General features: G+C 64.3%; 19 protein-coding genes and 1 tRNA gene. All 20 read right to left on the bottom strand.

What is annotated here, in order from left to right; translation table 11 throughout:
- Window positions 1-37: 37 nt before the first annotated feature.
- The 20 genes from fliF to iscU all read right to left on the bottom strand — a co-directional run bounded on the left by fliF (window position 38) and on the right by iscU (window position 16,132).
- Window positions 38-1,495 (bottom strand): flagellar basal-body MS-ring/collar protein FliF, encoded by a 1,458-nt coding sequence (gene fliF / locus AC1DHL_RS08345; protein WP_478161671.1) that lies wholly within the window; start codon window positions 1,493-1,495, stop codon window positions 38-40.
- Window positions 1,492-1,833, bottom strand: coding sequence for a flagellar hook-basal body complex protein FliE (gene fliE / locus AC1DHL_RS08340; RefSeq protein ID WP_478161670.1), 342 nt, complete (start codon window positions 1,831-1,833; stop codon window positions 1,492-1,494). The genes fliF and fliE overlap by 4 nt, the downstream gene beginning before the upstream one ends.
- Window positions 1,830-2,297: a flagellar basal body rod protein FlgC gene (flgC, locus tag AC1DHL_RS08335; protein ID WP_478161669.1), complete on the bottom strand. Its 468-nt coding sequence runs from the start codon at window positions 2,295-2,297 to the stop codon at window positions 1,830-1,832. The genes fliE and flgC overlap by 4 nt, the downstream gene beginning before the upstream one ends.
- A gap of 2 nt (window positions 2,298-2,299) precedes the next feature.
- Window positions 2,300-2,683: a flagellar basal body rod protein FlgB gene (gene flgB, locus AC1DHL_RS08330; protein WP_478096878.1), complete on the bottom strand. Its 384-nt coding sequence runs from the start codon at window positions 2,681-2,683 to the stop codon at window positions 2,300-2,302.
- A gap of 49 nt (window positions 2,684-2,732) precedes the next feature.
- A complete protein-coding gene (locus AC1DHL_RS08325; RefSeq protein WP_478161668.1) occupies window positions 2,733-3,866 on the bottom strand; it encodes a flagellar basal body P-ring protein FlgI in 1,134 nt (377 codons plus the stop codon).
- Entirely contained in the window at window positions 3,866-4,447 is a 582-nt protein-coding gene (locus AC1DHL_RS08320) for a flagellar basal body L-ring protein FlgH (protein WP_478161667.1), read from the bottom strand. The genes AC1DHL_RS08325 and AC1DHL_RS08320 overlap by 1 nt, the downstream gene beginning before the upstream one ends.
- Window positions 4,444-5,490, bottom strand: a complete 1,047-nt coding sequence (gene flgA / locus AC1DHL_RS08315) for a flagellar basal body P-ring formation chaperone FlgA (RefSeq protein WP_478161666.1) — start codon at window positions 5,488-5,490, stop codon at window positions 4,444-4,446. Before flgA ends, AC1DHL_RS08320 begins: the two co-directional genes overlap by 4 nt.
- The gene (gene flgG / locus AC1DHL_RS08310; RefSeq protein ID WP_478096886.1) at window positions 5,474-6,259 is read right to left on the bottom strand and encodes a flagellar basal-body rod protein FlgG; all 786 of its coding nucleotides are present in this window, start codon (window positions 6,257-6,259) and stop codon (window positions 5,474-5,476) included. The genes flgA and flgG overlap by 17 nt, the downstream gene beginning before the upstream one ends.
- Before the next feature lie 52 nt (window positions 6,260-6,311).
- Entirely contained in the window at window positions 6,312-7,088 is a 777-nt protein-coding gene (locus tag AC1DHL_RS08305) for a flagellar hook-basal body protein (protein WP_478161665.1), read from the bottom strand.
- A 20-nt stretch (window positions 7,089-7,108) separates the two neighbouring features.
- Window positions 7,109-9,208 (bottom strand): flagellar biosynthesis protein FlhA, encoded by a 2,100-nt coding sequence (gene flhA, locus AC1DHL_RS08300; RefSeq protein ID WP_478161664.1) that lies wholly within the window; start codon window positions 9,206-9,208, stop codon window positions 7,109-7,111.
- The gene (locus AC1DHL_RS08295; protein WP_478161663.1) at window positions 9,205-10,296 is read right to left on the bottom strand and encodes an EscU/YscU/HrcU family type III secretion system export apparatus switch protein; all 1,092 of its coding nucleotides are present in this window, start codon (window positions 10,294-10,296) and stop codon (window positions 9,205-9,207) included. The genes flhA and AC1DHL_RS08295 overlap by 4 nt, the downstream gene beginning before the upstream one ends.
- Window positions 10,296-11,117: a flagellar biosynthetic protein FliR gene (locus AC1DHL_RS08290; RefSeq protein ID WP_478161662.1), complete on the bottom strand. Its 822-nt coding sequence runs from the start codon at window positions 11,115-11,117 to the stop codon at window positions 10,296-10,298. Before AC1DHL_RS08290 ends, AC1DHL_RS08295 begins: the two co-directional genes overlap by 1 nt.
- A gap of 12 nt (window positions 11,118-11,129) precedes the next feature.
- Complete coding sequence (locus tag AC1DHL_RS08285) at window positions 11,130-11,396, bottom strand: flagellar biosynthetic protein FliQ (RefSeq protein WP_478161661.1); 267 nt, start codon at window positions 11,394-11,396, stop codon at window positions 11,130-11,132.
- A gap of 355 nt (window positions 11,397-11,751) precedes the next feature.
- A tRNA-Val gene (locus AC1DHL_RS08280) sits at window positions 11,752-11,826 on the bottom strand.
- Window positions 11,827-11,889: 63 nt separating this feature from the next.
- A complete protein-coding gene (gene dnaQ, locus AC1DHL_RS08275) occupies window positions 11,890-12,609 on the bottom strand; it encodes a DNA polymerase III subunit epsilon (RefSeq protein WP_478161660.1) in 720 nt (239 codons plus the stop codon).
- Window positions 12,609-12,947 (bottom strand): ISC system 2Fe-2S type ferredoxin, encoded by a 339-nt coding sequence (fdx, locus tag AC1DHL_RS08270; RefSeq protein WP_478161659.1) that lies wholly within the window; start codon window positions 12,945-12,947, stop codon window positions 12,609-12,611. Before fdx ends, dnaQ begins: the two co-directional genes overlap by 1 nt.
- 8 nt (window positions 12,948-12,955) lie before the next feature.
- Entirely contained in the window at window positions 12,956-14,812 is a 1,857-nt protein-coding gene (gene hscA / locus AC1DHL_RS08265) for a Fe-S protein assembly chaperone HscA (protein ID WP_478161658.1), read from the bottom strand.
- A gap of 4 nt (window positions 14,813-14,816) precedes the next feature.
- Window positions 14,817-15,335 (bottom strand): Fe-S protein assembly co-chaperone HscB, encoded by a 519-nt coding sequence (gene hscB, locus AC1DHL_RS08260; RefSeq protein WP_478161657.1) that lies wholly within the window; start codon window positions 15,333-15,335, stop codon window positions 14,817-14,819.
- A 58-nt stretch (window positions 15,336-15,393) separates the two neighbouring features.
- Complete coding sequence (iscA, locus tag AC1DHL_RS08255; protein ID WP_184524123.1) at window positions 15,394-15,717, bottom strand: iron-sulfur cluster assembly protein IscA; 324 nt, start codon at window positions 15,715-15,717, stop codon at window positions 15,394-15,396.
- A 1-nt stretch (window position 15,718) separates the two neighbouring features.
- Entirely contained in the window at window positions 15,719-16,132 is a 414-nt protein-coding gene (gene iscU, locus AC1DHL_RS08250) for a Fe-S cluster assembly scaffold IscU (protein WP_478096903.1), read from the bottom strand.
- Between the last annotated feature and the right edge of the window lies 1 nt (window position 16,133).

Here is a 16,133-nt window from a genome sequence, read left to right as displayed (position 1 = left end):
CCGTCGTGAAGGCGAGGCGCGAGGCCGCCTTCGACGATCAAGGCTTTCTCCCCGGAATCATGGCTGCGCGCGCATCTACCGCCATCCAGTCGCGCATCCGCTGCAACGCGGCGGCTCGTTCCGCCTCCGACAGAACCGGCTGATCGAATGCTCGCTGGCGCAGCGTCGAACGGTTCATGCGATAGATCAGCAATGCCGCTATCGCCATCAGCGCAGCGCCGAGCAGCCACCGAAGGGCCGATGCACCGTCGAGTCCTCCAAGCCAGGAGTCGGCATCCTGAACAGTCGATGCCTCCGGCGCCAGTTCGACCGACAAGCCGGCCGACGTTGCTGCTGCCGGTTGCGTCGCCCCCACGGCCCCGCCGGTCAGCGACTGCACGACCACGGTGTCTCCACGATCCGTGGAGGCGCCGACGGCTGCGGCAATGACCTTGGCAAGCTGCTCTTCTTGCGAAACGTCGAGCGCGCTGCGCACCACGGCCACCACTTGAATGCGCCGGATGGAGCCGGGCTGGCTGACCACCTGTTCGACGCGCCGCCCCACGGCGTACTCCACATCGCGCTGCGCGCTTCCGCCGGCATCGGGGTTCCGGGTGTCGATCGCTCCTGCGTCACGCAGCGTTTCGCGCTCGCGCACGATCACGCCTGCGGCCTGCAGCCCGGCCCGCGACGCGGCCGGCAACACGTCTTCGGTGGTCACGCGAATCTGATCCATGTTGAGTGTCACATCCACGCTGGCGAGCGCCTGTCCCGGTCCAAAAGTCTTGTCCAGCACGGCAGTGGCCTTGCGGGCGAGGTAAATCTCGGTGTCGCGCTTCAGGTCCAGGCGAGCGCTGTCGAGGCCATCGGCCGCCTCCCCCGAATCCGAACGGGTCAAGGCCACGCCGTGGCTGTCGACGATCGTGACGTCCTGGTTCGTCATGCCGGGCACGGCCGCCGCAACGAGGCGCTGGATGCCGGTCACCTGTTCGGGCCGCAGCGACTGCCCCTGCCGCAGGCTCACGGTGATCGATGCCTTGGCCTTGGAAGTCGCCTGCTTGAACAGGCCCTGTTCCGGAAGCGCCAGCAGGACGCGCACTTCGCGCACTTCGGAGAGCGACTGGATCGTGCGCGTGAGTTCACCCTGCAAGGCGCGCTGGTAGTTGATCTTCTGTGCGAACTCGGTCATGCCGAAGTCCGTGTTGTTGAAGAGTTCCAGCCCGACCGCGCCGTGCAGCGGCAGATCCTTGCCCATGAGCTTGATGCGCGTCGCATGCACGGTGGCCTTGTCCACCAGGATCGCCGTGCCGCTGTCGCCCAGGCGGTAGGGGATCTTGAGGCGCTCAAGCTCCGCGGTCATCGCTTGCGCGTCCTGCGGCTTCAGGTCTGTGAAAAGCGCCTGGTATTCCGTGCGCAACAGCCACCATCCGGCGACCGAAGTCGCCACGAGGATGGCCAGCACACCGGCGACCAGGCCGAATCGCGCACGCTGCGTCAGTCCTTGCCAGAAGCTCATATCGGCATCTTCATGATGTCTTGATAGGCCTCAAGCAGCCGGCTGCGGACTTGCATCATCAGTTGGAACGAAAGGCGGCTTTCCTCGAGCTTCATCATGATCTGATGCAGGTTCTGCGCGTCGCCCACGGCGAGCTTCTGCAAATCGACCTGGCTGTCGATCAAGCGGCTGTTGACCTGCGCGATTCCGTCGGTCACGAGCTTTCCGAAGGATCCGTCCGCGCCTTGCAGCGTCGGTGGCACCGCCGTGCCCAACGCGTTGGCGTTGGCCATGCTCACCATGTTCTGCGCCGCCGGCGACAGCGAGGCCAGTGCCTCGATCGGAAGGAATCCGGTCATGCGTTCTGTCCTCCAATGTCGAGCGCCCGCAGCGCCAGGGCGCGGGTCGTGTTCATCGCCGCGACGTTGGCCTCGTAGGCGCGCGTCGCGCTCATCAGGCTCACCATTTCGGTCGCCGGATCGACACCGGCGTAGGAAACAAAGCCGCGCTCATCGGCCATGGGATGTCCGGGCTCGTACATACGCCGCGGCGAAACGTCGGCAGGCACGATGCGCACCGAAGTTGCCACCTGCGTTGCCGTGTCCATGCCGGGACTGACCATCGCATCAAAAGCGCGGACGCCATCGCCTGCGGCGGGTGTCCCCGTGTGCGCCTGGGCCACCACGCGCAGCGGCCGGTACGTGACGCCGCCCACACCCTGAACGGTGTTGGCATTGGCGAGGTTGAGTGCCGCGACATCGACGCGCGCACGCTCGATGTTCATGCCGACGGCACTGATGGCGAAAGATCGGGCGTAGTCCATGCTTATTTCCTTCCGTCGCCGACGGCCATCGAAAGAATCGCGTAGTGACGCGCAAGCCCCTTGGCGAGCGCCTGGTAGTGCACGGCATTGCGCGCCATCTCGGCTGACTCCACATCGAGCCGGACCTGCGCCTGGAGACCGTTTCCATCGCGCGCCGCTTCGATGCGCGGGCGCACATCACCCAGCGCGAAAGCGTCAAGCCTTCCGGATTGGCGCAGGCTGCGCCGTGCGTCAGCGAGCTGCGCCTCGAAGTTCACGTGCCGCGGCACATAGCCGACCGTGTCGGCATTGGCGATGTTTGTGGCGATGGCCTGCTGGCGCAGGGCGGCAGCGTCGAGCGCCAGCGAGAGTGCCGATCGGGTGACGGCTTCGATTCCATCTGTCATGGGATGCTGTTCAGGGAAGATGAATGAAGATTCAGTGGATGCGTGCCGGTCACTGCACGATGAGTTCGCCATGAAGCGCACCCGCAGCCTTGACGGCGCGCAGGATGGAGATCACGTCGCGTGTGCTGGTCTTGAGGCGGGCGAGCGACTGCACGAGGTCCGACACGGTGTTGGACCCACTCACGAAGCCGGTGCCGTTCTGCTCCTCGACTTCGATGCGGGTGTTGGTGACGATCGCCGTGCGAACGTCGGGCCCGGCGCCGATGACGTCGAAGGGTTGCGAGGCGGTGTTCTCGCTGGAGATCGCGATCTTGATGCCGCCATGCGAGATCGCGACCTTCGAGATCCGCACATCGCCGCCCGACACCACCGTGCCGGTGCGTTCGTTGATCACGACCTTGGCGCGCCGGTCGGGCTCGACCGTCACGTTCTCGATGCGGGTGAACAGCGCCACGACGTCGCCGCGTTGCGCCGGCGGCACCGCGATCTCGATGCCGGATGCATCTTTCGCCCGCGCGATCGGCTCGCCGAGTTGCTTGTTGATCGCCGCGGCGACACGGTTGGCGGTCGTGTAGTCCGGCTCCGAAAGAACGAAGGTCACGCTCTTCTGTGCGTCGAGCATCTCGGCGGTCACGCCGACTTCCACTGTCGCGCCATTGGGAATCGAAGCCGTGGTCGGGTGGTTCTTCTGCACCACGTTGCCGTTGGCGTCGTAGCGATATCCGCCCACCGACAGCGGCCCCTGCCCCAGTGCATAGGTGCGGCCATTGGCACCCCGCAATGGGGTCATCAGCAGCGTGCCGCCCACGAGGCTGCGCGCATCGCCGGCGGAGCTCACCGTGAGGTCGAGCGTATCGCCTTCGCGCGCGAAGGTCGGCAGCGAGGCGCTGACCATGACGATCGCGACGTTGCGGCTCTGAATCTGCTCCGGCGCAATGGTCAGGTCGAACTGCGACAGCACGTTCGAGAGCGATTGCCGTGTCGTGCGGTTGGCAGGCGAATCGCCGGTGCCGGCGAGGCCGGTGACGATGCCCGTGCCGACCAGCGCGTTGTCGCGCCAGCCCTTGAGCTTGCCGAGGTCCTTGACGCGCATTCCTTCAGCATGCGCGGACGGGAGGCCGATGATCACCAGCGCGCACACCAGTCCCACGCACGAGGCGATTCGAGAGACTCCTGTTTTCATCACAGCCCAAGCCAATCCAGAATCCGCCGCCATGCGCTGCGCCGGGCGCGGTCGGACACGTCACCCTCACCCACATAGGTGATGCGCGCGTCGGCCAGCCGTGTCGACAAGACTACGTTGCCGCTGGAGATATCCTGCGGCCGCACGCGCCCTTCGAGATTGACTCTCTGCAGTTCGTCGTTGACCGTCAGCAACTGCTCGCCAGCCACGCGCAACTCGCGGTTCGGCAGAACTTCGATCACGGTCACGCTGAGCGTCGCCAGCAGCTTGTTGGTTCGCTGGGTCCGGCCGCCGCCGTCGAAATTGCCGGCGATGCCGATGCCGAACTGGCCGACCAGCTTGCCGCCGTTGTGGGTGACAGAGCCGGACAGGTCGTTGCCGCGGCGGGTGCCGGTATCGGCGCTGCTCGTCGCGGACGAGTTCTCGTAGACCTGCACGGTGAGCGAATCGCCAACACGAAAGGCCTTGTTGTCGGCAGTCAGTGGCTGGAAACTGCCCTCCTGATAAAGACTTTCCGCCATCGCCGACGGCACACACAGCATCGCCGTGAGAGCGAACAGATTCAACCAACGCAATGTCACGGCTGCACCTCGACCTGACCCGGCCCGGTCACGCGCGCCAAGACCTCGCCGCTGGCGCCCGGCACCTTGACGCGGACAATCTGCCCGGGACGGCCGTCCTGCAACACCTCGACACGGCTCTGGATCGCGACATCGCCGCTGCGGGCCGTCAACTCGGCCGAGCTACCGCGCGCGACCGCAAGCGCCGGCTCCAGATGCGACTCGGTGAGCGCCTCGCCGCTGCGCAACGGACGGCGCAACTGCTGGTTGCTCTCCGCCACGGTGGTACGGCTCTTGGCGGAAGCGGCCGGCTTTCCTTGACGGAGCGTCGTCAGATCGACCTCTCGCTCTTGCAGCGCACCATGGCGCACAACCGGATCGACTGTCACGCCGCGATCGACATCCGCTGCTGCCACCGTCACCAATGCCCAGGCACTCACCTCGAAGCTCACCGCAGTCGTCCGCACGAACCGGTCGTCCACCCAGGCATCGACCCACACCAACATGCGCTTCGACGGCAACGCCTGGCTTGCGATCGGCCGCACATGCAGCGTGGGCTTCCCGGCCGGCAGAACGAGATCGCGCGCCGTCGACACGGGCCGGACTTCGGCACGCAGGCTACGCTCCGACAGCCACCGCGTGAGCGCGGACTGAGCCGCGTCGATCACGGTGTCGCCGGGTAATTGCAACGCGGCGCTTTCGACTTCGACCTCGATCGGCCCCTCCCAGCGAATGGCGAACAAGCCGCTCTTTGCATGGATCCAGCGCTCGACCGTCTCGCGATCGAGCACCGCAGGAGAACCCGGCCGCGGCGCGGCGCCCATCGGCAAGGCCATCAACTGGCGCAGCGTGGGCAGGTCATGCGTCGTGAGATAGGCGACGTCGCCCAGGCGTACCTGCGACCGGCCGATCTTCACGCCCGGTCGCAACTCGATGGTGACGGTCGGGCTCGGCCTCGGGATTGCGGATGCGGAGGCGTGGATGCCCAGCGACGTCGCCACGCACAACGCGAGGGCCAGTGCGCTCGCGCGCGCAGCGGCCGGGTTTCTATCGACGCAGGCCATTGATCATTGCCAGCATCTCGTCGGAAGCCTGCACGACCTTGACATTGGCCTCGTACACGCGCTGCGCCACCATGAGATTGACCATTTCCTCGGTCAGCTTGACGTTCGACCCTTCGAGAAAACCTTGCGCCAGGCTGCCCATGCCGTCTTCCGCCGGCTTCGCGGCAATGGCCTCGCCCGAGTCGACGCTCGAGCGATAGAGGTTGTCGCCTTGCGCCAGCAAGCCGGATGGATTGGTGAAGCGAACCAGCTCAAGCTGGCCCAGATCGATGGGTGAAGCCCGACCTGGCACCTGGACCTGCACACGGCCATCGGCTTCGATCACCATGCTCTCGGCGTTGTCGGGAATCGAGAGAATCGGCTTGAGCGGGAAGCCTCCCGGCGTCGCCAACAGGCCCTCGCGATTGATCTTGAAAGTACCGCCGCGCGTGTAGGCACTCGATCCGTCGGGCATGCTCACCTCGAGAAAACCTTCGCCCTGGATCGCAAGATCGAAGGCCGACTCGGTTTTCTTGAGGTCGCCCATGTCGAAGAGCTTCGCGACGCCGGTGATGCCTACGCCTGCTCCCAAGCGCGTCTCGCCGCCGAGCGGCCCTGCGACCTGCGACGGCGTGAGCCGAGCGGCCTCACGCACCATCAGGTCGGTGAAGCCGACCTTGCTCTTCTTGAATCCGGGGGTGCTGACATTGGCCAGGTTGTTGGCGATGGTGTCGACGTTGAGCTGCTGGGCCTGCATGCCCGTGGCGCTGATATAGAGGGCGTCAAACATGAGTCATTTCTTCGATCAGAGGAATCTTGGGAGCTCTGGGGAGGATCGGCGCTCAGATCTCGCCGAGCTTGCGCACGGCGGCGCCGATCATTTCGTCGTAGCCCAGGGCCACTTTCTGCATGGACTCGAAGTGCCGCATCGACTGGATCAGCTGCACCATCTCCTGCATCGAGTTGACGTTGGAGTTCTCGAGGAAGCCCTGGTGCACCTGAACCTCGCTGTCGACGAGCTGCTGCGGAGGGACGGGGGATCGCACGAGACCGTCGCCGATGCGCTCCAGGTCTCGGACATCGTCGAACCGGACGACCTTCAGCTGTGCAACGGGGGCTGCATCGGCGCGTCCGTCGACCATTGCATCGAACACTTGGCCGGTCGCGTCGATGCGCGGCCGAGGATTCGACAGGAGGATTTCCCCGCCCACGCCCATCACCGGATGTCCCTGCGCTGTCACCAGACGGCCGCGTGCATCCACTTGCCAGTTGCCTTGGCGCGTGTAGGCCGGGCCGCTGTCGGTGTTCACCTCGAAGAAGCCGGTTCCGCCGAGCGCCACATCGAGATCCTGACCGGTCGACTTGAGCGTGCCCGGGCGCATGTCGGTCCGGACCATCAACGCGCCGGCCGAGGGCGTCGCGGCCGTCAGGGTTCGCGCCGCCGACGCATCGATCGAACGCATCGCATCGATGAATCCGCTGGCCGCCAAGGGCAGGGCCGCGGGCATTTCCCGTTTGTAGCCCGGGGTCATGGCGTTCGCCATGTTCATGCTGATGCGCTCGAGGCGCGCCATGTCGTGCTGCATGCTGCGCAGGCTGATGGCTAGAACGTCGGTCATTGATGCGGTCCTCGCAGGGTTCAGGGTTGAATGACGCCAAAGGACTTGAGCTCGACGGCATGAGGCACTTCGGTCATGGACAGGACGCGCAAATGCGGCATCACGCGCTCGGACAGCGCGCGCACATGGCGACGCAATTCCGGCGCGCAAAGCAGCACCGGCAGCAGGTTGCTCTTCATCATGCGTTCGGCCTGCTGCACGAGGCGCTTCACGAGTTGCTCCGTCAGACGCGGATCGAGCGCAAAGGCTTGCCCTCCTCCTTCTTCCGTGGCCGACTGGATGCTTTGGAGGAACTGGCTTTCGATCGCCGGATCGAGCGTGAGCACCTGGAGCGAATTCGCCTCGCCCAGAAGCCCCTGGCAGATTGCATGGCCCAGCCGCTGGCGTACGGCTTCGGTGAGCTGGTTGGCGTCGCGGGTGGAGCGACCGGCGTCGGCCAGGGTTTCGAGGATGGCCTCGATGTGGCGGATCGACACCTTCTCGCGCAGGAGGTTCTGAAGCACCTTCTGCACTTCGCTGGACGAAAGAACGGTCGGGATCAATTCCTCGACGAGGCCCGGCTGGGCTTGTCGCACGCGCCCCAGCAGCCGGTCGATCTCGGCACGCGTCAGCAGTGTCGCGGACTCGCGGCGCAGCATCTCCGTGAGATGCGTCATGAAGACCGTGGGGCCGTCCACCAGCGTGAAATTGGCCTTGCCTGCCGCTTCGCGCTGGCTTTCGTCGATCCACAAGGCGGGCAATCCATAGGTGGGATCGCGTGTCGGCTCGCCCGGCACGGCCTTGGTGTCGCCGGAGGGATGGATCGCGAGAAGCTTGTCCGCACGCACCTCGCCCTTGCCGACCAGCACGCCGTCGATCTGGATCTCGTACCGGTCGGCCGAGAGCCTCGCCGAGTCCTTGAAGCGCACGCGCGGCAACACCAGGCCGAATTCCTGCGCGTGCTGCTTGCGGAAGGCGCTGATGCGCTCCATGAAGACGCTGCCCGGCTGATTGACCAGCGGCACCCAGCGACTTCCCAGGTGCACCTCGATGGGCTCCACTTGAAGCAGTGCGTAGGGATCATCCTGCGCCGCAGCCGGCATGCCATCCGGATTCGATACGGGTGCACTGTCGAGCGCCTGACCCGCCACCATATCGCCCGCTTCGCCGGGCGGGGTGCCGGACTTCGACGCGCGATAGAGCAGCATCGCGGTGAGAAGGAGCGACGACGTCAGCAGCAGCGTCGGCACAGCCGGAATGCCCGGCAACAGCAACAGACCGCCAAGCGCCATCGCCACGAGCAGGAGCGTCTTTGGAAAGGAACCGATCTGGCGCAAGGCTTCGCGGCTCAGGTTCGTGTCGGACGACGAGCGCGTGACGATGATGCCGGTGCCCACCGCGATGACGAGCGCGGGCACCTGGGTCACGATGCCGTCGCCGATGGTCAGCAGGGTGTAGGTTTGCAGCGCCCGACCCCACGGCATGCCGTGCTGCATCACGCCGATGACCAGACCGCCGACGATGTTGATCAGCAGGATCACGATGCCGGCGATCGCATCGCCCTTGACGAACTTGCTGGCCCCGTCCATGGCGCCATAGAAGCCGGCTTCCTTCTCGAGATTCTTGCGACGCCGCTGGGCCTCGGCCTGGTCGATGAAACCCATGTTGAGATCGGCGTCGATGCTCATCTGCTGGCCCGGCATGCTGTCGAGCGTGAAGCGCGCCGCGACTTCCGACACGCGCTGCGCACCGCTGGTTACCACCACGTACTGCACCACGATGAGGATCAGGAAAATGATCAGGCCGATGACGTAATTGCCACCGACGACAAAGGCGCCGATCGCCCCGATGACGCGGCCCGCGTCGCCGTCCGACAAGATGAGCCGCGTAGCCGCCACGTTGAGCGAAAGACGGAAGAGGGTCGCGATCAGCAACAGCGACGGAAAGGTCGAGAACTCAACCGGCCGGGCCATGTAGAAGGTCAGCAGCAGGACCAGGAAGGCAAAGCTGAAGTTGCTCAGGATGAGGAAGTCGAGCAGCCCGCTGGGGATCGGCGCAAAGAGCACCACCAGCACACCGAGCACGAGCAGCACCAGCGCAATGTCGCTATGCCTTACGACCATGCGGCTCAATGCCTTCATGACCGCGCTCCCACGGAAGCTCCCTGGTTTTTCTCGCGCATCGCGAAGACCCATACGATGATGCGCGCTACCTGCGCATAGAGTTCCGGCGGAACGGGGTGGTCCACCGGGAGGTCGCGGAACAGGCTCCGCGCCAATGGCGGGTTCCGTACGACGGGAATCCGGTGACGCGCGGCGATATCGCGCATGGCTGTGGCCAGATGACCCGCGCCCTTCGCCAGCAATTGCGGCGACGCCATGCGGCCGTGCTCATACTTCAATGCAACCGCAAGATGGGTCGGATTGGTAATCAGCACGTCTGCATTCCGGGTCTGCCGCAACGCCTGGCTGCGCTTGAGCATTTCGCGGCGCAGTTCGCGCACGCGCGCGCGAATGCGCGGATCGCCCTCCCGCTGCTTGATCTCATCCTTGAGTTCGCGCTGGCTCATGCGCATCTTCCTGGCGAAGGCGTGCCGTGTGTACATGAGGTCGACCAGCGCGACCAACCCCAGAATCAACGCCATCTTGAGGCCGAGGCTGGCAAGGTCGTTCAATAGCGCGCGCAGATAGCCGACAGGAGACAGCGAGGGCAGCGCATGGAACTGCCCTGTCAGCGCCTCGAGTCCCAGGAGCGCGACGAGCGACAGCAAGCCCAGCTTGACCAGCGCACGCGCGGCGTCGAACAGCACCCGCATCGCGAACAGGCGCTTCAGGCCGTTGACAGGATTGATCCGGTCGAAATCGGCTTTCAGGGGCTCGAACGAAAGAATGGGTCCCGTCTGCAGCATGTTGCCGGCAATGGCCGCCAGCATGACCGTCGCGAGGAACGGCGCCATCAGCAGCAGCGTCGATCGCAGAACGTGATCGATCATCGGCCACAGCATTGCGCCCGAAGGATCCATCCGGCCAGCTTGCAGCAAGAGCGCCAGATCAAGGCGGAATTGCGTCGAGACGGCATCGAACCCCTGCCCCGTCATATAGACCACAGCGACGGCAAACACGATGGCAGACACGAGATCGGTGCTCTTGGCAGTTTGCCCGCGCTCGCGTGCGCGCTTCAGCTTGTGCGGCGTGGCAGCCTGACTGCGATCTAGATCCTGATCCGCCATCAGCGCCCTCTCTCCGCCGCCACGAAGACGTCGCTCCACACGATGGTGATGCTGGCATAAACCCTCGTCACGGTGCCGCCCACACCCGCGAACCACACCGATAGCGCAACCAGTCCCACGACGATCTTGACGGGAATGCCCATCGTGAACATGTTCATCTGCGGCAGGTTGCGGGCCACGACGCCCAGGACGAATTCGGTGAGCAGAATGCAGAACACCACCGGTGCCGCCAAGGCAAAGCCAAGACTGAACAGCCCGCCCGCCTGCTTGAGCACCGGCGCCACCGCCTGCGCCACAGACCACGGCACGCCGACCGGAAAGCGCTCCACGCTGTACCGAAGGCCGCGCAGCAGCGCGTGGTGTCCATTGACCAGGAAGAAAACGAGGACGCCGAGGTACTCGAAGGCCGAGGTCAGGATCGGAACGGGCCGCTTCGTGACCGGATCGATGATCTGCGCCATGCCGAAACCCAACTGCACATCGAGCAGTTGCCCCGCAACGGAAAACGCGGCGAAGGCCATCAGAATGCCGAGGCCCAGTGTCGCGCCCAAGGCGATTTCGGCCATGGCGGCCACGAGGAAGTCGCTCCACCCCGTCCACTCCCCGCCGGGCACGGACAGGCCCGAAGCCAACGCAAAGGACAAGGCCAGAACCAACAGCATGCGCACCGAGGTCGGCAACGGCACCGCATACAGCACGGGCGTCATGACAAACGTCGCCGCGACGCGCAGCGCCAACAAGCTGACACGAGCCAGCCAGTCCACGCCAATCCCCGCCGCGGCAAATGCGGTCGGCACCGCCGTCGATGACAACGCGTTCACAAGTCGCCTGCCTCAGAACATCGCGGGGATACCGCTCCAGAGTTGCACGGTGAACTGAGTCAACTTGCGCAACATCCAGGGGCCCGCCAGGATCAGCACCGCTGCGGCAGTGAAGAGTTTGGGAACGAATGTGAGCGACATCTCCTGCACCTGCGTCACGACCTGAACCACGCTGATCACGATGCCAACCAGCATGGTCAAACCCAGCAGAGGCAGGCACACCAGCAGCCCTGTCCAGAACAGGTCTGTCATCATCTTCAAGGCGAGATCGGCGTGCATGAACCCGTGGTCCGTCTATCGGTGTTTGCTGGTGTTTGGTTGCGGGCATGTTGTCGGGCGCCCTTGCGGAGCGTTTCCCTGGCGCCCTCCCGCGCGGCGCGTGCTGAAGTCGAATTCAGTCTTTGCAGCGCGGAATCAAGAAGAGGAATTGTGCCGATCCGCCCTGCTTTTGAATGTCGGCCGGCTCTCCAAAACAGGGGGAACCCGTCTCGAAGATGGCGCGAAATTTCCCGCACAGCGCCTCGAGCCAAGACGCCAGGGACGAGTCAAGCCGAAGATTCGGAAAGCTGCGCGCGCGGCAACGCACAGCGCAAACCCTGAGGGCCAGCACTGGCAATGTGAGAGAGGGGGAATTTGGTGGGCGGTGGAGGCTTCGAACCTCCGACCCCAGCAGTGTGAATGCTGTGCTCTACCCCTGAGCTAACCGCCCGTGGCGCACATGTCGAATACGTGCGCCTTTGGATTTCCGCACCGCGTGGCGCGAAGCTTGCGATTATGCCACAGCATTTTCCGAAAACTGTCGAAAAAGCGTGCGGCCATTGCTGGCCTTGTCGAGTTGGGCCAGCACTTCCTCGTGCGCGGCAAGTTCATGTTCGGTCGCAATCAGCACCGGCAACTCGAACGTGCTCAGTTCAACCAGAACAATAGCCCCCTGCGCCGGCTCGTTCGAGGCGACGTCAATCAGCAGGGCATCCTGGCCGCGCGTGAGGTTGATGTAGACGTCAGCCAGCAGTTGCGCGTCAAGCTTGGCGCCGTGGAAGGTTCGGTTCGACCGGTCCACCCCGAAGCGATCACACAGCGCGTCGAGAGAATTGCGCTTGCCGGGATACACCATCTTCGCCATGGCCAGCGTGTCGGTCACCTCTCCAACGAAACTTTGCAGGCGGGGCAGGCCGGCGAGCTCGAACTCCTTGTTGAGAAACCCGACGTCGAAGGCCGCGTTGTGGATGATCAGTTCGGCATCGCGCAGATAGTCGACGATGTCGTTGGCAAGCGTCGCAAACTTCGGCTTGTCGCGCAGAAAGTCGGTCGTCAGGCCGTGCACCTTGAGCGCGTCCTCATGGCTCTCGCGCTCAGGATTGAAGTAGATGTGCAGGTCGTTCCCGGTGAGCTTGCGGTTGAACAGCTCGACGCAACCGAGTTCGATGATGCGATCGCCGTTTTCAGCCGAGAGGCCCGTGGTTTCGGTATCGAGAACGATCTGCCTGGTCATCAGTGATTTTCTTTCGCGTGGTTGATCGAGTACTTCGGGATTTCGACGGTCAGGTCCGATTGTGCAAGGATCGCCTGGCAGCTCAGGCGCGATTGAGGCTCGAGGCCCCACGCGCGGTCGAGCAGGTCTTCTTCCTCTTCCTCGGCATCGTTCAGCGACTCGAGTCCCTTGCGGACCACCACGTGGCAGGTCGTGCATGCGCAGCTCATCTCGCAGGCATGTTCGATGTTGATGTGATTCTCCAGCAAGGCCTCGCAGATCGAGGTGCCGGCGGGCGCGGTGATCTCGGCGCCTTGCGGACAGTACTCTGGGTGGGGAAGGATCTTGATCTTGGGCATTGGATGTTCTAGAGGGATTCGATCTGGCGACCCGCAAGCGCGCGCGCAATGCCTGCGTTCATCCGTTCAGCCGCGAAGGCTTCGGTGCCGTCGGCGAGCGCCTTGGTTGCTGCTTCGACAGCGGCTGCGTCGCCGATGGATCGAGTTTCGCGCAGCGCATCCATCAGCGCACTGATCGCGGCGCGTTCATCGGAGGACAGAAGCGTACCGTCCGCATCCAGCGCACTCTGTGTCGCCAGCAGCATGCGATCGGCGTCTACGCGCGCCTCCGCCAGCGCGCGCGCCTGCATGTCCTGCTGCGCGGTCGAGAAGCTGTCCTGCAGCATGGCGGCGATCTGGTCGTCCGAAAGCCCATAGGAGGGCTTGATGGTGACGCTGGCCTCCACGCCGCTGCCCTGCTCCTTGGCGCTCACGCTGAGCAGGCCGTCGGCATCGATGGTGAAAGTGACCCGGATGCGCGCAGCACCCGCGACCATCGGCGGTATGCCACGCAGTTCGAACCGAGCCAGGCTTCGGCAGTCTGCGACGAGATCACGTTCACCTTGCACCACGTGCAGCGCCAGCGCCGTCTGGCCGTCCTTGTAGGTCGTGAAATCCTGGGCCATCGCCGTCGGAATGGTCTGGTTGCGCGGCACGATGCGTTCGACAAGTCCGCCCATCGTTTCGATGCCAAGCGAAAGGGGAATCACGTCGAGCAGCAACAAGTCGTCCGCACCGGCATTACCGGCGAGCTGGTTGGCCTGGATCGCCGCACCAAGTGCCACGACCTCGTCGGGATTGAGATTGGTCAAAGGCTCGCGACCAAAGAAACGACCGACCGCGCACCGGATTTGCGGCATGCGCGTGGCGCCGCCGACCAGCACGATGCCTTGCAGTTCGGCCGGCTGCAGCTTTGCGTCACGCAGCGCTTTGCGGACTGCCACGATCGTCCGCGCGGTAAGGGACTCGGTGGCCGCTTCGAATTGCGCACGTCGAATTTCAACGGACACTTTCGCTGTTTCCAGGCTCGCCGAGAACGTCGCCGACTCCGCCGACGACAGCGCTTCCTTGACGACTCGCGCCGATACCAGCAGCGCGGCCTTGTCGGCATCGCTGTGCACCTTGTGGCCGGTTTGCGCGAGGACCAGGTCGGCCAGCGCGTGGTCGTAGTCGTCGCCCCCCAGGGCCGAGTCACCGCCGGTCGCAATGACCTCGAATACACCCTGAGTCAGTCGCAGGATCGAAATGTCGAACGTGCCGCCACCCAGGTCGTAGACGGCATAGACGCCCTCGCTCGCATTGTCCAGCCCATAGGCAATCGCGGCCGCTGTCGGTTCGCTGATGAGGCGCAGCACGTTGAGTCCCGCGAGTTGCGCGGCGTCCTTGGTGGCTTGGCGTTGACCTTCGTCAAAGTAGGCCGGCACCGTGATCACGGCGCCATACAGATCGTCGTCAAAAGTGTCCTCGGCGCGATAGCGCAGGGTCGCGAGGATCTCGGCGCTGACTTCGATCGGGGATTTCTCGCCGGCCGCAGTCCGAACGCGGACCATGCCTGCGTCGTCCGTCAGGTGGTAGGCCATCGCATCCCGATTGACAATGTCCTGGATGCCGCGACCCATCAAGCGCTTGACAGACGTGATGACATTTGCGGGATCGCCGACACGCGCAGCCAGCGCGTCGAAGCCGATCTGGCGCCGGTCCTTGTCGAGATAGCGCACCGCCGAGGGCAGCACCACACGGCCTTCTGTATCGGGCAGGCATTCGGACACGCCGTTGCGCACCGCCGCCACGAGGGAGTGCGTGGTTCCAAGGTCGATGCCGACCGCGATACGGCGCTGGTGCGGGTCAGGCGCCTGGCCGGGTTCTGAAATCTGGAGCAATGCCATGGCGCTATTGTCCCAATTGCTCCGACTTCGCCTCGATGTCCTCGGCAAAGCGCTCTATGAACATGAGGGCTCTGACCTGCAGCGCCGCAGCGGGATAGTCGCCCTTTTCGTCGATGAGCCAGTCAAGCGAGGACAGCGCCCGCGCGCGGCCGGCGTCGACTTCGGCACGCAGTTTCTCGATATCGGCCACGCCGCGCGCTTCATCGAGTTCTTCGCGCCACTCGATCTGGTGCATCAGAAAATCCGCCGGCATCGCCGTATTGTTCTCGGCGTTGATCGGAGCGCCGTTCAACTGGCAAAGGTATCCAGCACGCTTGATCGGATCCTTCAGGCGCTGGTAGGCCTCGTTGATGCGCACCGACCACTGCATCGCCACCCGTTGCGCCGCAGTGCCTTGCGCAGCGAAGCGATCTGGATGCGCTTCGCGCTGCAATTCTTTCCAGCGGACGTCCAACTTGGCGCGGTCTTGTCCAAAGCGGACAGGTACCGCGAAGAGGTCGAAATCGTTGTCAGTGAGGTTCATGCGTCAAAAAGCCGCCAGCACATGACATGGTGGCGGCTCGGGCTCGATGCCGGTGAAGTCAGATGCGAAAGCTCTCGCCGCAACCGCAGCGGTCGCGTTCGTTCGGATTGTTGAACTTGAAGCCCTCGTTGAGACCTTCACGCACAAAATCGAGTTGGGTCCCGTCGATGTAGGCGAGGCTTTTGGGGTCAACCAGCACCTTCACGCCGTGGTCTTCGAACACCACGTCTTCGGGCGACAACTCATCGACGTACTCGAGCTTGTAGGCGAGCCCCGAGCAGCCGGTGGTCTTGACGCCCAGCCGCACACCTACACCCTTACCTCGCTTGCCGAGGTAGCGCGTGACGTGGCGCGCGGCCGATTCGGTGAGAGTCACAGCCATGTCAGTGAGCAGCCTCCGTCGCCGATGCGGCAACGCCATGCTTGGCCTTGTAATCGCTGACCGCCGCCTTGATCGCGTCTTCCGCGAGGATCGAGCAGTGGATCTTGACGGGCGGCAACGCCAGCTCTTCGGCTATCTGCGCGTTCTTCAGCGCGGCCGCTTCGTCGAGCGTCTTGCCCTTGACCCATTCGGTCACGAGCGAAGACGAGGCAATTGCCGAGCCGCAGCCGTATGTCTTGAAGCGTGCGTCCTCGATCACCCCGGTTTCGGGGTTGACCTTGATCTGGAGCTTCATGACGTCACCGCAGGCAGGCGCGCCCACCATGCCGGTGCCCACCGACTCGTCGCCCTTTTCGAAAGAGCCGACATTGCGGGGATTTTCGTAGTGGTCAATGACCTTGGATGAATATGCCATG

This window comes from Variovorax sp. 10L426, from assembly GCF_056395305.1.
This window is presented reverse-complemented; position numbering and strand designations above follow the sequence as displayed.